Source organism: Pseudarthrobacter sp. RHLT3-21 (genome assembly GCF_059383495.1).
The window spans coordinates 1-14,934 of record NZ_JBWZCI010000019.1 but is presented as its reverse complement, the minus strand read 5'-3'; the positions used below and the strand labels follow the sequence as shown (position 1 = coordinate 14,934).

The 14,934-nt window shown below is 63.6% G+C and carries 14 protein-coding genes and 1 pseudogene; 4 read left to right on the top strand and 11 right to left on the bottom strand.

Going from position 1 to position 14,934, the window contains the following annotated elements:
• Positions 1 to 80: 80 nt before the first annotated feature.
• Complete coding sequence (locus AC50YA_RS17145; RefSeq protein ID WP_494983439.1) at positions 81 to 2,318, top strand: putative transposase; 2,238 nt, start codon at positions 81 to 83, stop codon at positions 2,316 to 2,318.
• Between the two features lie 204 nt (positions 2,319 to 2,522).
• Here the strand turns inward: AC50YA_RS17145 and AC50YA_RS17140 are convergent, their stop codons facing one another.
• The 7 genes from AC50YA_RS17140 to AC50YA_RS17110 form a co-directional block, all read right to left on the bottom strand.
• The gene (locus tag AC50YA_RS17140; protein ID WP_494983438.1) at positions 2,523 to 3,899 is read right to left on the bottom strand and encodes an MFS transporter; all 1,377 of its coding nucleotides are present in this window, start codon (positions 3,897 to 3,899) and stop codon (positions 2,523 to 2,525) included.
• A gap of 131 nt (positions 3,900 to 4,030) precedes the next feature.
• Positions 4,031 to 4,483 carry a MaoC family dehydratase gene (locus AC50YA_RS17135; protein ID WP_494983437.1) on the bottom strand — a complete coding sequence of 151 codons (453 nt, stop codon included), beginning with the start codon at positions 4,481 to 4,483 and terminating at the stop codon, positions 4,031 to 4,033.
• 1 nt (position 4,484) lies between these two features.
• Positions 4,485 to 5,684, bottom strand: coding sequence for a thiolase family protein (locus AC50YA_RS17130; RefSeq protein ID WP_494983436.1), 1,200 nt, complete (start codon positions 5,682 to 5,684; stop codon positions 4,485 to 4,487).
• Positions 5,684 to 6,460, bottom strand: coding sequence for a 3-oxoacyl-ACP reductase FabG (gene fabG, locus AC50YA_RS17125; RefSeq protein ID WP_494983435.1), 777 nt, complete (start codon positions 6,458 to 6,460; stop codon positions 5,684 to 5,686). The genes AC50YA_RS17130 and fabG overlap by 1 nt, the downstream gene beginning before the upstream one ends.
• Before the next feature lie 32 nt (positions 6,461 to 6,492).
• A complete protein-coding gene (locus AC50YA_RS17120) occupies positions 6,493 to 7,647 on the bottom strand; it encodes an acyl-CoA dehydrogenase family protein (protein ID WP_494983498.1) in 1,155 nt (384 codons plus the stop codon).
• Positions 7,648 to 7,688: 41 nt separating this feature from the next.
• Entirely contained in the window at positions 7,689 to 8,129 is a 441-nt protein-coding gene (locus AC50YA_RS17115; protein WP_494983434.1) for an acyl-CoA thioesterase, read from the bottom strand.
• On the bottom strand, positions 8,122 to 9,375 hold the full coding sequence (locus tag AC50YA_RS17110) for a CaiB/BaiF CoA transferase family protein (protein WP_494983433.1): 1,254 nt from the start codon (positions 9,373 to 9,375) through the stop codon (positions 8,122 to 8,124). The genes AC50YA_RS17115 and AC50YA_RS17110 overlap by 8 nt, the downstream gene beginning before the upstream one ends.
• Positions 9,376 to 9,548: 173 nt before the next feature.
• On the opposite strand from AC50YA_RS17110, the gene AC50YA_RS17105 reads away from it, so the two are divergent.
• Entirely contained in the window at positions 9,549 to 10,460 is a 912-nt protein-coding gene (locus AC50YA_RS17105) for a LysR substrate-binding domain-containing protein (RefSeq protein WP_494983432.1), read from the top strand.
• 124 nt (positions 10,461 to 10,584) lie between these two features.
• Complete coding sequence (locus AC50YA_RS17100) at positions 10,585 to 11,766, top strand: acyl-CoA dehydrogenase family protein (protein WP_494983431.1); 1,182 nt, start codon at positions 10,585 to 10,587, stop codon at positions 11,764 to 11,766.
• 118 nt (positions 11,767 to 11,884) lie between these two features.
• On the opposite strand, the gene AC50YA_RS17095 is transcribed toward AC50YA_RS17100, so the two are convergent.
• From AC50YA_RS17095 to AC50YA_RS17085, 3 genes are read right to left on the bottom strand one after another with little or no spacing between them, the layout of a single operon-like run.
• Complete coding sequence (locus AC50YA_RS17095; RefSeq protein WP_494983430.1) at positions 11,885 to 12,325, bottom strand: SRPBCC family protein; 441 nt, start codon at positions 12,323 to 12,325, stop codon at positions 11,885 to 11,887.
• A 21-nt stretch (positions 12,326 to 12,346) separates the two neighbouring features.
• A complete protein-coding gene (locus AC50YA_RS17090) occupies positions 12,347 to 13,174 on the bottom strand; it encodes a DUF1206 domain-containing protein (RefSeq protein ID WP_494983429.1) in 828 nt (275 codons plus the stop codon).
• Between the two features lie 3 nt (positions 13,175 to 13,177).
• Entirely contained in the window at positions 13,178 to 13,465 is a 288-nt protein-coding gene (locus tag AC50YA_RS17085; RefSeq protein ID WP_494983428.1) for a hypothetical protein, read from the bottom strand.
• Positions 13,466 to 13,620: 155 nt separating this feature from the next.
• Here AC50YA_RS17085 and AC50YA_RS17080 point away from each other — a divergent pair, with 155 nt between their 5' ends.
• Complete coding sequence (locus AC50YA_RS17080; protein ID WP_494983427.1) at positions 13,621 to 14,157, top strand: hypothetical protein; 537 nt, start codon at positions 13,621 to 13,623, stop codon at positions 14,155 to 14,157.
• A gap of 98 nt (positions 14,158 to 14,255) precedes the next feature.
• Here the strand turns inward: AC50YA_RS17080 and AC50YA_RS17075 are convergent.
• Positions 14,256 to 14,702: pseudogene (locus AC50YA_RS17075) on the bottom strand (AI-2E family transporter); the annotation flags it as partial.
• Between the last annotated feature and the right edge of the window lie 232 nt (positions 14,703 to 14,934).

Sequence of the window (14,934 nt, the reverse complement as noted above, 5' to 3'; positions counted from 1 at the left end):
AGCTGTTAATTTTCCCTTGGATGCGATAAAATCAAGACAAGAAAAAGTGTCGTGATGAGCGGGGTGGGAAGATGGGTGCGATGACTGCTCAACTGCCTCTTCCTGCCTCGATGGACGCCGGAGCTGTCCCGATAGGCGCCGCTGCGTCGCTGGTGGAAGACGAGGAAGGCGGCCGGGTTTTCGTTCATGGCGAGCTCTCCTATGGTTGGGATGCCGGGGATTCGGTGTCCCGTCGGTTCGCAGCGGCGAAACTGGCGGATATCAAAGCAGGTTCGGTCGCTGAGGTGGCTGCCGCGTTCGGGGTGGATCCGGGCACGTTATGGCGGTGGCGTCAGGTCCTGGCAGCGGGCGGGGTGCTGGGGTTGGCTCCTGAAAAGTCGGGCCCGAAAGGGCCCAGCCGGCTGACGGAAGCCGTGATGTCCCGGATCCGTTCCCTGCGTGCGACGGGATTGTCGCTGCGCGCTGTTGGAACAGCTGTGGGCGTCTCCGAATTCAGCGTCCGGCGCACCCTGGCCATGGAAACCCCGGCCCCGGAGGAGTCTGCTGCTGCGCACCCGGGTCGACCGGAAGCGGAGCCCCTGCAGGAGGAGTTGCCGGTTCTGCCCGGGGCGGTGGACCGGTCCGGGGAGCGGGCGGGCGCCCGTGCCGGGTTGTTGGAGTGCGCGGCGCCGGTGTTCGCACCCGCGGCCCGGGTGCCGTTGGCCGGACTGTTCCTGGCCCTGCCCGCCCTGGAGAACACCGGGCTGCTGGAGTGCGCCAGGGAGACCTTCGGGGCGTTGGCGAACGGATTCTACGGTCTGGAGACCATCCTGACCGGCGCCGTGTTCCAGGCTTTGGCGGGGGAACCACGGGCCGAGGGGATCACCCGGATCGACCCGGTGGCCCTGGGCAGGGTGCTGGGCCTGGACCGGGCCCCCGAAGTGAAAACTCTCCGCCGTAAAACCGCCGCCCTCGCCACGACAGGCAGGGCCGGAGACCTGCTCACCTCCATGGCTGCCAGACACCTCAACGGCAGTCACGAAGAAGGCGGGGATCTGGCCGCGGTGCTCTACGTTGACGGACACGTCCGCGCCTACCAGGGCACCAGGAAGATCGGGAAGGTCCACTCCACGAGGTTGAAGTTCCCGGTCCCGGCGACCGAGGAAACCTGGGTCGCCGACGCCCATGGCGCCCCGGTCCTGGTGGTCATGGCCGAGCCCGGGGCCGCGCTGACCGGGGAACTGCGGCGGCTGCTGCCGATCCTGCGCACCATCATCGGCGATGAGCGCCGGGTCCTGGTCGGCTTCGACCGCGGCGGCTGGTCCCCGGCCCTCTTCCAACACATGAGCTCAGCAGGTTTTGATGTGCTGACCTGGCGCAAAGGCACCACCGAGGACATCGGGCCCTCCCTGTTCACCGAGGTCACCCACACCGACGCCCACGGACAAACCCGGTCCTGGACCGCGGCCGACACGGCCGTGGAGGTCCCCATCGGTACCACCGGGGAAGTGTTTCCGATGCGCCAGCTCAGCCGCCAGGTCAACACCCCCGGCGGCGGGTCACGGCAGATCCACATCCTCACCACCAACACCGACATGCCGGCCGGGGAGATCGTGTATCGGATGGGCGCACGATGGCGGCAGGAAAACTATTTCCGCTACGCCCGGATCCGGTTCGCCCTGGACTCCCACGACGCCTACACCAGTAGCGATGATGATCCGGAACGGTCGGTACCGAACCCGGCCAAACGCAAGGCCTATCAGCGGGTCCTGGCCGCCAAAACCCGGTACGAGAAGACCCTGGCCGACACCGACGCGGCGATGCTCACGGCCCGGACACCGCCGCCGGGAACGACCACGGCCCTGGTCACCAACACCATGCACAACAAGATCACCGCGGAATTGTTCGCCGCTGAAACCGCTCTCGAGGCCGCGCAGGCAGCCCACCGGGAGATCCCGGCCCGGGTACCCCTCGGGGACGTAGCCCCGGGACAACAGGTCCTGGAAACCGAAACGAAACTCCTCACCCACGCGCTCCGGATGGCAGCGTTCAACACCGCATCCGCCTTGGCCCGCGAGATCCGCACCAACACCGGCTACGCCCGCGGCGAGGACGAGGCCCACGCCCTGATCCGGCAGGCCCTCACCGGCAGCGGCGACATCGACCCCCGCGTGGACGGCTACCTCACCATCCGCCTGGACCCGCTCCCCACCCGACGGGCAACCACCGCGATCAGTGAACTCTGCGACCACCTCACCACCACCGAAACCCGCTACCCCGGCACAAACCGAATCCTACGATTCGAGATCAAAAATCCGGAAACGTCACTCACAAACTAAATCTCCACGTCCAGAGTCCTGAGCTCCGACTGCTAGTTCCCCCGCACTACAGCGCGAACTGGCAGCTAATGACCGCAAATTCCACATTTGAGGGCATTTGCTGCCGGTTCGCGCTTCCCCTTTAAGTGTCCAGGGCTTAGCGCTCTTGGTGCTTACATCCTGCCAAGCCGGGCACGGATCAGCACCAATGCGCCGTCGACGGCCTCAGCAGGCGTCCGCTTCCGAGTTGAGGTCCCGCCCTCTGGTTTCCGGTGCAAAGTACCCGGATATCCAGCCGATTGCGGCGTAGCTCATAAGTATGGCGGCAACCGGAAACCAGCCGGGGCCGGTGGCAGCCACCACAGCGGCGGCAATGATGGGGCCGAGCCCGCCGGAGAGCACTGATCCCACTTCCTTGACTGTGGTCATGAAGGAGAACCTGCGCTTGGAACCGAACATTTCCACCAGCCACGTGGATTCAACGCCGTACATATTGGGAATGGGGCCGCCAATGTAGATCACGAACACCAGTGCCACCAGTATGGGGTTCCGGGTTTCAATGAGGAGCATTGCCGGAATGGTGAACGCAAACTGGAACGCTGAAAGCCATAGCCATACTTTTCTGCGGCCGAACCTGTCCGTGAGCTTTCCTGTCAGCAGGACCGTGGCGATGCCCATTATCGAACCGAGCATGACGCCCGTGGTGACGACGTTGGCGTCCATCTTGACCACAGACACGGTCCATCCGATCAGGAAGCCCTTCACCAGGTACACCGAGCCGTTCTCACCCAGCTTGATGCCCAAAGACACGAGGAAGGGTTTCCGGGCATCTGCCACATCCCGCCACACGCCCTGCTGCTTCTCTTCCGCACGCAGCGCCGCCCTGCGTTCTTTGATTTTCTCGAAGACCGGGGATTCGCTGATGGAGCGCCGCAGATACAGGGCCATAAGGGTAGTGACGATGCTCAGCAGGAACGGAATGCGCCAGCCCCAGCTCAGGAACTGGTCTTTGGGCAGTTGTGAAAGTAATAGCCACATGGAGCTGGCCAGCAGGACACCAGTGGCGGTCCCCATGGCCACCACAGCACCGTAAAAGCCGCGGCGTCCATTGGGTGCGGACTCCACCAACAGCAGCGAAGCGCCGGAGAGCTCCGCGCCCGCACCGAACCCTTGGATCAAGCGCAGCAACACCAGCATGATCGGCGCTCCGACGCCGATCTGGGCGTACGTTGGCAACAGGCCCATGCCCAGGGTGGCCACCCCCATCATGGCCAGCGTGATGATCAGGACGAACTTCCGGCCGTACCTGTCACCCAGATAGCCAAAGTAAATGCCACCCAGGGGCCGGACCAGGAATCCTGAACCGTAGGCTGCAAAACTGGCCAGCAACGCCATGGCCGGGTCCGCGTTCGGAAAGAACAGCGGCCCGAAAACCAGGGCGGCCGCCAGCGTGTAGAGCGTGAAATCCATGTACTCCAGCGCCGAGCCAAGCCACGAGGAGATGGAGGTGCGGCGAAGTTCAGCCGGAGAGACGTTCGGCTCTTGGATGGTGGTCTGCGGTGTTGAGGCCGCATTTCTTAACTGCAGGTGTTCTGTAGCCACGGAGGATCTCCTTAGCGACGAGCCAGTTAGCAGGCTCTGCCGTAACGTCATTGTTCGGATGTTGCCCGGGCGAGAGGAAATTCCACCTCGTGGGCAGTAGTGCCTTGCTGTCTTGCGGTCCTGCCGCCGGGTCAGCGCCTCAGCAGGGCAACGGTCTCCGCGATGCAGGCAGGTTTGGCCGAGCCTTCAAGGTCGATCTCATGCAGGAAGACCAGCTGCCGCCCGTGTGCGGTGGCGGTCACGGACTTCAACGTGAGCCGGTCCCGGATGCGTGAATTTACCGTGGCCGGAGCCGGGAACCTGACTTTATTCAGCCCGTAATTGATCACCATCGCCACGCCCTGGACTCTGTACACCTGGGCTGCGAGATACGGAAGCATGGAAAGGCTCAGGTATCCGTGTGCCACCGTGGCACCGAAGGGTCCGCTGGCTGCGCGCTCCGCATCAACATGTATCCACTGATGATCCAGCGTGGCGTCCGCAAACGCCTGGATCTGATCCTGTTGCAGTTGGTGCCAGCCGCTCACCCCGAGCTCCTGGCCCACCGCATCCTCGAGCTCCGCGGTGTTCTCGAAAATCCTCATCTCATACCCTTTCCAGCAGCATGGCCACGCCCTGGCCAAGGCCCACGCACATCGTAGCCAGGCCCCGGGAGGCGCCTTCGCGTTCCATCCGGCCCAGCAGCGTGACCACGATCCGTGATCCAGAGGAACCCAGCGGGTGCCCCAAAGCGATCGCGCCGCCGTCGTTATTTACCGTTCCTTCATCCAGCCCCAGCAGACGCATGCAGGCAAACGACTGGGAGGCAAAAGCCTCATTAAGTTCGACGGCGCCAATACCGTCAAGCGTCCACCCCGCCTTCGCCAGGGCTTTCCGGGTTGCCGGTACCGGCCCGATGCCCATCACCTCCGGGGCAACGCCGGCCACCTGGCTGGTGACTATCCTTGCCCGCGGCGTCAGCCCCCAGCGCGCAACGGCCTCGCCACTGGCGACTACGATGGCAGACGCGCCATCGTTGAGGGAACTCGAATTCCCGGCCGTCACAATGCCGCCAGGCTTCACAATTGGTCGCAGCGCGGAGAGGGCATCCAGGTCGGAACCGCGCCGCGGCCCCTCATCCGTATCAACCAGCGACGGCCCACCCCGGTGGCCAGGTACGGGTACGGGCACAATCTCATCCCGGAACCGGCCGGCGTCGATCGCGGCGAGCGCGCGGTCATGCGAGCGCAACGCAAAGGCGTCCGCGTCCGCCCGGGAGACGCACTCCCGTTCCGCGACTTCCTCAGCTGTTTCCGGCATGGTCATGGTGGCGTTGGGCCGCTCCTTCATTCGCGGATTGACGAACCGTGCACCGATGGAGGTATCCGCGAGTTCACCGGGTTTGGCGAAGGGCTTCTCTGGTTTGGCCATCACCCAGGGTGCCCGGGTCATGGATTCCACGCCTCCGGCCACCACGATGTCTGCGTCACCGTTGCGCACAGACTGGGCGGCCATGCTGATGGCGGTCAGTCCGGAGGCGCAGAGACGATTGACGGTCACGGCGGGGACCGTGTCCGGGAATCCGGCCAACAGTACGGCCATCCGGGCGACGTTCCTGTTGTCCTCTCCCGCCTGGTTCACGCAACCGAGGATGACTTCGTCGACGCACGATGCATCCAATCGGGCCCTGGCGACGGCCGCCCGAAGCACCAGGGCGGCCAGATCGTCCGGCCGGACTCCGGCAAGGGCGCCTCCGTAGCGGCCGACAGGCGTGCGGGCGCCGCCGACAAGAAACGCTTCCGTCATCAGCGGGCACCGCCATTGATATAGAGGGTCTGCCCCGAAACGTAGGAGGAGTCGTCGCTGGCAAAGAAGGCGACGGCAGTCGCTATCTCCTCGGGCTGGCCAACGCGTCCCAGGGGAGTCCGGGCGGCCACCTCTTCCTGGTGCTGGGCCGGGCTGCTGCCAACGCGCTCCGCCGTTGCCGCGGTCATGGACGTGGCAATGTAGCCGGGCGCCACCGCGTTGACATTGATGTTGAACGGGCCCAGCTCAATGGCAAGCGTTGACGTCAGGCCCTGGATGCCGGCCTTGGCCGCGGCATAGTTGGCCTGTCCGCGGTTTCCCAGTGCGCTGCGGCTGCTCAGGCAGACGATCTTGCCGTATTTGGCCGGCACCATGTAACGCTGCGCGGCCCGGGAACACAGGTAGGCGCTGGTCAGGTTCGTGGTGACCACCGCCTCCCATTCGGTGAGGTTCATCTTGAAGAACAGATTGTCGCGGGTGATGCCGGCATTGTTCACCAGGATGTCCAGGCGGCCGAACTCGTTGTGGATTTCTTCGAAAACTCGGTCAACGGCGGATTCATCCGTTACGTCGCAGATGGCGGCAATGGCCTGGCCGCCCGCTGTCACCACCTCGTGGTGGGCGGAAATCTGTTGCGCTGTTGCCTTGGCGCCGTCCGCGTTGAGGTCAAGCACTACTACGGTCGCGCCCTCGGTGGCGAGCCTCAGTGCGGTGGCGGCGCCGATTCCCTGCGCGCCGCCGGTGACAATTGCCACCTTGTTGTTGAATCTGCTCATGGCTTTTTCCTTCGATTGCGTTTGGACCGGGTCTAGCTGAAAGCTGAGATTCCGGTGATTTCACGGCCCACCAGGAGGGACTGGATGGAATCGGTGCCCTCGTAGGTGGAGACCACTTCCATGTCCGTCATATGCCGTGCCACGTGGTTTTCCAGCAGCACGCCGTTTCCGCCCAGCATGTCCCTCGCTTCTGAGCAGATCCACCGTGCCTTTTGTGCCGTGTGCATTTTGGCCAGCGAGGCCATCGGGCCGGTCATGCGGCCGTCCTCGGCCAGCGCCGCCAACCTAAAGCAGATCAGCTGCATGGCGGTGAGCTCAGCCAGCATATTGGCCAGTTTGTTCTGCACGAGCTGGAAACTGGCAATCGGCCTGCCGAACTGCTCGCGGGATTTTGAATACGCCACGGCCGCTTCGTACGCTGCAATGGCGTGACCGAGCGATTCCCAGGAGGCCCCGCTGCGGGTGGACGTCAGCACCCGTGTCACGTCCTTAAAGGAGTGGCATTCAGTGAGCCGGTTCCGTGCGGGCACCCTGACGTTGTCCAGGGTGATGTCCGGCTGCAGGATGGCGCGCTTGCCAATCTTGCCGGTGATCACCTCGGTGCTGTACCCCGCAGGGTACGTGCCGTCGTCGTTCCTTTCCATCACAAAGGCCTTGACCTTCAAGTCGGCCTCATCGCGGGCAAAAATAATCACGACGTCGGCCATGCTGGCGTTTCCGATCCAGCGTTTGCGCCCGGAGATGATGTAGCTGTCGCCCTCGCGCCGGGCGCTCGTTTCCAGGGCCACCGAATCTGACCCGTGGTCCGGTTCAGTCAGCGCGAAGGCGCCGATCTTTCCCAGCGCAGCCATTTCCGGGAGCCAGCGCTCCTTCTGTTCCTGGCTGCCCAGCATGTTGATGGTGCCCATGGCCAGACCGGACTGGACTCCAAGGAAAGTGTTAACTGACCCGTCACCGCGTGAAATTTCGGTGGCCACCATACCGGCGGCGAGCCGGCTCAGTCCTGGGCAGCCGAAGCCCTGGATGGTGGACCCGATGATTCCGAGCGCCGCCAATTTGGGAATGAGTTCGAACGGGAACTCTGCCCGTTCCCAGTAGCCATTGATGACAGGCAACAGATCCTTGTCCACGAAATTCCGGACCCTGCCCCTCAGCTCGCGCTCTTCGGCGGTGAGGAATTCGTCCATCAGGTAGAAATCCGTGCCGCTGTCGGCTTGGTCGGGTGTGATCACATCTGCTCCATTGGATTGCGGGTGGAATGTTGGTGCGCTTCCGTTTGGAAGTCTTCAAGCCAACGCCGTTCTGGTTCCTCAAGCGGCCGCGGAGCTCCGGTTTCCGGGGTGACCGAAACGAGTACCGTACGTCCGTCGACAGCAAGCAGGCCGTTTTGCCTGGCTTCGCAGTTGAGGGTGAAGGACGACGAACCGATCCTGGTAACCCAAAGGTCCACGGTCAGGTCCTCGCCATGGGTTACGGGTCTGCGGTAGTTCAGCTCAAGCGCTGCCACCACTGTGGGAGCGCCGGCCGGCCACGGATGCCCCGGCATGCCCGATCGCCAGCGAATCCTCGATTCCTCCAGGAGTGTGACAACGGCGGCATGGTTAACATGGCCGTTGGGATCCTGGTCGGACCAGCGCGGGGAGACCATTGTTCGGAACGGTTCAGGCATGGGCCAGGGCTTTCTGCGACTGGAGCCAGCCGCGGACCAGGTCCGAGCCGTTGTTCAGCTCCGGCGGCGCCAGCTCATAGTCAACGGGTGTGCGGGAGTACGCCACTGGATGCCGGACCGTTGGAATCTTGCGCGATCCCGTGCCCGCCAAAACCACTGGCTGCAGGCCGAGCCGCTCTGCAAATTCGATGCCGCCGCGGACGTCCTGAATGGGGGCACACGGCAGCCCTGCCTCGGAGAGCTGCGTGAACCACTGATCGGCAGACTGGGAGGCCAGCCGGCTGTGGAGCATGTCGCGGAGCTCGTCCCGGTTGGCATTGCGCTGCAGCGTCTTGGCGAACTTGGGGTCCTTGGCCACTTCCGGCATTGCCAACGCTGCACAGAGTCTCGCGAACTGGGCGTCATTGCCGGTGGCAATGATGATCATGCCGTCGCCAGTCTGCATAGATGCGTATGGGTACATGCTGGGGTGTTCATTTCCCATCCGGGTTGGCACCACGCCGCCAGTGACGTAGGCCGCGGACTGGTTCACCATGCCGGAAAGGGCGGAGTTCAGGAGGTTCAGTTCCACCAGTTGGCCTTCGCCTGTCTGGTCCTTGTGGTGCAGGGCGCCCAAAATTCCGATAGCCGCGTGCAGGCCCGTGATGACGTCGAAGAGAGCCACTCCCGCACGAAACGGTTGAGTGTCCTGATCCCCGGTGAGGCTCATCATGCCCGAGGCTGCCTGAACCAGCAGGTCGTAGCCCGGGATGTGGGCTCCGGCGCCAGTACCGAAGCCGGTAATCGAGGTGTAGATGATCTCCGGGTTCAGCTCCGCCGCTGTGGCGTAGTCCAGCCCAAGCCGTTCCATATTGCCGGGCTTGAAGTTTTCAATCATCACATCCGAGGCCCTCACCAGATCCCGTGCAACCTCAAGGTCCTTTGGATCCTTCAGGTCAAGGGCAATGGAGTGCTTGTTGCGGTTTACGGACAGGAAGAAGGTGGCTTCACCATCGCGTACCGGTGGCATGTAGGTGCGCGTGTCATCACCGCCCGGGCCCTCGACTTTGATCACTGTGGCCCCCATGTCTGCCAGGAGCATGGTGGCGTATGGGCCTGCCAGCACACGGCTGAAATCCGCGATGACGATCCCGCTGAGCGGACCGGAACCTGAGCGGCCGAAAACCTCATCAACTCCCCGTCTGCTTCGCGAGCCGCCAAGGCCCGCACCTTCGCGGCTCATTGGGTCGGTGCTCGGCTGTTTCATCTGTCTCCTCCGGGTGTGGTCTACGTCACCCACCCTCCCAAGACTATTGATGCACGTCCAATACATATTCGGTGTTGGATTGATACCCCAAGGTCATTAACGACGACGGCGGACTGTTCGGTATGTTGGGCACATGAACAATGTCGTTTGCCGGGTCCGGAGCTAGCCAGGCAGTGGAATTACACCAGATCCGGGCCTTCCTGGCCGTCGCCGAAGAGCTGCACTTTGGCAGAGCAGCAGCGAAACTGCACATGGCCCAGCCACCCCTAAGCCGCGCAATCCAGCGGCTGGAGCACGAGCTCAAGGCTCCGCTTTTTATCCGCAGCACCCGGACCGTCCATTTGACGGCAGCAGGGGAGGCGCTGCTGGCACCTGCCCGGGACATCCTGGATGCCTGCCGGAGATCCGCCCTGGCAGTGGCATCCGTGGGCAAGGGTGAAACGGGACGCGTGCGGGTGGCGTTCGCGGGCGTTTCATCGCACGTTTTGATTGGCAAACTCGCCAAGCTCGTCCGGGAGACGCATCCCGGAATCGAGTTTCAGCTCTACAGTTCAAATTTCGCGTTGCCGGCCATGGACAAGGTGATCAGTGGCGCCATGGAAGTTGGACTCGGCCGGTGGAACTTCATTCCGGCAGCCCTCGAGTCACGCATCGTGGCCAATGAACGCCTGGTCATTGCCCTGCACGAGGGGCACCCGCTGAGCCAGCGTACTTCGCTTCTGATGTCTGACCTGGAGGGACAGCCTTTTGTCACGTTGCCCCAGCATCCGGGAGCCATCCTGCACGACTTTCTGCACCGTCTTGCCAATGGCGCCGGCTACGCGCCGGCAATAGTGCATATGGCCCCGGATTCCCAGACACTGATGGCACTTGTGGCCGCAGAAATCGGAGTGGCGCTGACGGTTTCGTCGGTTCCGGATAATTTCCAGTACCCAGGGGTGGTGTTTCTGCCGCTGGACGACCCCGTGGAACCCATCCAGCTGAGGCTGGCCTGGCGCAAAGACAATAACAGCCCCGCGCTGGGCGAAGTGCTCAGGCTCTCGGAAGAAGTGCTGCCGACACCAGGGTCGTCACCCGATTCATGACTTCGCGGTATCAGTTGATGTCCCATTTAGTATTGGATCTGCAGTAATTCGGCTGGCACAGTGGTGATCACTCGCTGGCTACCCGGAGTCGACCGGGTTGCCGCCCCCACCCCAGGAGAATTCTGTGACCACGGCTGCGACCGCAACGCTGAACGACGACGTCCTCAACCTGGACAGCTTGCTGACCACTGACGAGCTGGCACTCCGCCGCAAAGTCCGCGGTTTTGTGGCAGAGCGCATTCGACCCAACATCAACGCCTGGTACGAAGACGCCCATTTTCCGCTGGACCTTGTACCTGAGCTGGGAGAGCTCGGCGTCCTGGGCATGCATCTGAAAGGGTACGGATGTCCCGGCCGGACCGCCGTCGAATACGGCCTCGCCGCGATGGAGCTGGAAGCCGGCGATTCCGGTCTGCGAACCTTCGTCAGTGTCCAGGGATCCCTGGCCATGACCGCCATCCACAAGTGGGGATCCGAGGAACAGAAGAACGAGCACCTGCCGCCGATGGCGCGCGGTGAAGTGATCGGCTGCTTCGGACTTACCGAACCCACTGCGGGTTCGGATCCTTCCAGCATGGCTACCGTGGCCAGGCCGGACGGTCACGGCGGATGGATCATCAACGGTGCAAAGCGCTGGATTGGCCTCGCATCCGTGGCTCAGATTGCTGTCATCTGGGCTAATACCGAAGACGGGATCCGCGGGTTCATCGTACCCACGGACACCGCCGGGTTTACCGCCACCGCCATTGGATCGAAGCTCTCCATGCGGGCCTCGATCCAATGCGACATCACCCTCGAAGACGCCCGGTTGCCGGGAACGGCAATACTGCCGGGAGCCAAGGGACTCAGGGGGCCTTTTTCCTGCCTCAACGAGGCGCGCTACGGAATAATCTGGGGCGCCATGGGTGCTGCCCGCGATGCCTACGAAGTCGCATTGGGCTACTCGAAAGAGCGAATGCAGTTCGGCAAACCGCTGGCCGGCTACCAACTTACGCAGGAGAAGCTGGTGAACATGCTGTTGGAAATCCAGAAGGGCACGCTGCTGGCCATTCACACCGGCCGGCTGAAAGATGCGGGAGCGCTGGAACCGGTCCAGGTCTCCGTGGGGAAGTTGAACAACGTCCGCGAAGCCATTGCCATCTGCCGGGAGGCGCGTACCATTCTTGGCGGCAACGGCATCACCCTGGACTATTCACCGCTGCGGCATGCCAATAATCTCGAATCGGTCCGCACCTACGAGGGAACAGACGAAGTGCACACCCTGATTCTTGGAAACCACATCACGGGTGTGTCAGCGTTCCGCTAGATGAATGCGGCGCCCCTCTCTGAGTTTTTGTCCAGATAATGCCGCCAAAGTCCGGCAAATTGCCGCAAGTTTGACGTGGTTAGCTGCCGGTTCGCGCTTCCTCTTTAATCAGCCGGGCTTAACGCCCGGCGCCGCCGGCCGCCATGAGTTCCAGCCGGTCGAGGGTTTCGCGGTTCCGGGCGCCGATCAGGGCGTCGCGCAGCACCTTGGGGACCAGCTTGCCCGGTCCGCGGATGGCGTCCTCGGCGATGGAAACCCGGCATTGCGTGCCCAGGTCCTCCAACGTGATCACCACTTTGGCTTCGCCGATCGGCCAGCCGCGCGCCACCAGTTCGAGGGAGCGGCAGGGTTCGACGGCGGCCACCCGGGTGCTGTCGTTGATCACCAGTGGCCAGCCGCCCACAGAGTGGTGCAGCCTGGAGCCGGTCTCAGGCCAGTGCGCGTCGACGGCCCGGATGCGGGAGGCGCCCACCACCCAGCCGGAGTAGAGCCAGCCGTCGGCGATCACGTTCCAGACGACTTGGGCCGGGGAGTTGAACAGTTGGTTCACGGTTGACATGGCTTTCCTTTCCCTTGGTGGCTACATCCTGCCAAACCGGGCCCGGACCAGCGCGAACAGGCCGTAGCAGATAAAGCCCGCCCCGATCGCGACAAGCAGGTACGGGCCGAACGGATGGTCGCGGAGCGCCTTCAGGCTGCCGTCCAGACCGGTGGATTCCTGGGGACTCTGCTTCCCCGCGGCGATCACAAACAGCAGCCCGGCCAGGTTCAGGGCGATTCCCTTAGCCACGTGCCCGGTTACGCCCAAAGAGTCGATGAGCTTGCCGCGTCGGGTGCCGTCAAACTCTAAGATTTCCTTCTTGAACCCCCGCCGGACACCTTTGACCACAAAGTAGACGCCGACGCCCATGGTGGTCAGGCCCACCGCCACCAGCGCAGGCAGCCCGAACGGTGCGTCCAGGAGGGCGGCGCTGAAATCCCGGGTGCTGTCTCCGGAGTCTCCCCGGATTCCCACGGCGAATCCTGCGAAGCTGAGCCCCACGCTTCCGTAAGCAACGGCCAAAAATCCGGAGGAGATCAGCTTTCCGAGCCGTTTCGCGCGAGGAAGACGCCGCGAACGGAGGGTGGCTTCACTGAGTTGCCACAACGCCAGGCCGGTGCACGCCACCACGCACGACCACAGCACGGCCGGCCCCCACGGGTTGGCGCCCAGCTGCTCGATGGCACCGGTGGCTTCCGCCTGCCCCGGCTGACCGAAGGCCAAGGCGATGGCAATCGCACCAACGATGATGTGGAGCAGGGCCATCACGGCAAAACCCGAGCGCGCCACAACGTCCAGCGCCTTGGTGTCGGACGCCTCCTCGACGGCGTCTGCCGCCTCGCTGATGCTGGATTCCCCGTCTGCCATGAGTCAGCCGTTCATGAACCCCTCTGCGTGGAGCTTCCCGGCCCCTTGGCCTTCAACGTGCACCGTGCAGCGGACCACCAGCTTGCCCGGAGCGTGATCCAGCTCCACGAGGCTGTCATTTGCGCTCAAAGCCGTGAAAACCTCGGAGCCAGCAACCACTGTTACGCCCTTGGCCTTGGCGGTCTCCCTGGCGTTCTCCAGGGCATCCTTCTCGAGGCCCGCCATGTATACGCCGTCATCTTCCCGGGCGGGGTCTCCGAATGCCCAGCCGAACAATGTCCCTGTTTCCATGGCGACGATATTACGCGCAACAGTGGTGGAAGTCGGGGTTTCGTAACATTGGTAAGTGTGCTTACCATGGCATGTCCATGACCTTAATGGGACACGGCCAGTACAGGCCGCACGAGCGGCATTTCGGAACCAGTTCGACGTTAGGAATCCACATCATGGCAGGTAATCTTGTTGCCCGGTCCGTTCACGACTTGACGGCTGCGGCGTGGTTCGGCGGATCGCTGATGGGCGCTATCGGGTTGAACGGCGCGGCTGCGGAAGCCAAGGACCCGGCTGAACGCACCCGTCTCTCCAGCGCGGGCTGGATGAAATGGGCTCCGATCCAGACGGCGGCATTCGCCTCGCATCTGGCGGCTGACCTCGCCATCGCGTGGGAGAACAAGGGACGCATCGCGAAGCAGGATGGAGTGGCCCGCGACACCGCGATCAAGACCGCGGTTACGGTTGCCGGTGCCGCCGTGACACTCTACGCCGGCATCCTTGGCAAGAAGGTAGAGAAGCTCGCGGGCGAGGGAGCGCGGGGCGCCACCGAACCGAATCCCGGTGCGTCCGAGGAACTGCGGTCGGCTCAGCAGCAGCTCAAGATCCTGCAGTGGGCCATCCCGGCCTTCGCTGCCGCCGTGATTATCCTGGGTGCCAAGCACGGCGAGATGCAGCGGCCCAAGAACGTGTTCCAGGGCCTCCGCCCCTAACGGGGACCAGCTCAGCGGCAGCGGCAACCCGCATTAACGCCCGACGGCGGTCCGGCACCCAGGTGCCGGACCGCCGTCGCGCTTTACGTCAGGAACGCTCCGGTGAGCAGGAACTGCTCCAGCTCGTCCAGTCCCGAGGAGGCCTGCTGCGCCAGCTCGGCCCACTGGCTCCGGACGGAGAAGTAGATGACCGTACCAACGCCTGCCAGCGGGAGCAGGAGCGCCACAAACGCCAGTCCCGTGGCCGCGGCGCCCGGCAGGCTGCGGCGGCGGAGCAAGTTGACGAACGGGCCGATGGCTGCGGCAAGGATCAGTGCGATCAGGACCGGAATGACCAGAAGCTTGATCTGCATCAGGGCGTACACGGAGACCACGGCCACTGCCAGGATCAGCAGGACCTGGGCCGAACGGATCCCCACTCTTCCCAGCCCATCGGCCCACAGCGCGCCGGGCGGCTTCCGCTCCCTCGGCTTCGCCGGGGTCTCGTCGCTCGGGGACTCTTCGTTCAAGGCCCGGGGGCTCGTGACATGGGGACTCCTCGTCATCGGCGGGCGCCCAGGATGCCGGCGGCACTCGGGGCTAACTACCTACGTCAGATAGTAAGCCTACTGATGGGTTGACTTGCGGAGAAACCCAAATCCGCGCGCCCCTCCCAAACTAGGTAGCGCTAAGTGACCCTTCTATAGTTGTCAAACACAGCTGGGGTTCGGGTTTGGCGCGTTGAGGGTTCGGTAGATCCGTCGGGCGAGATAGCGTTTCACGCATCGGCGGATTTCC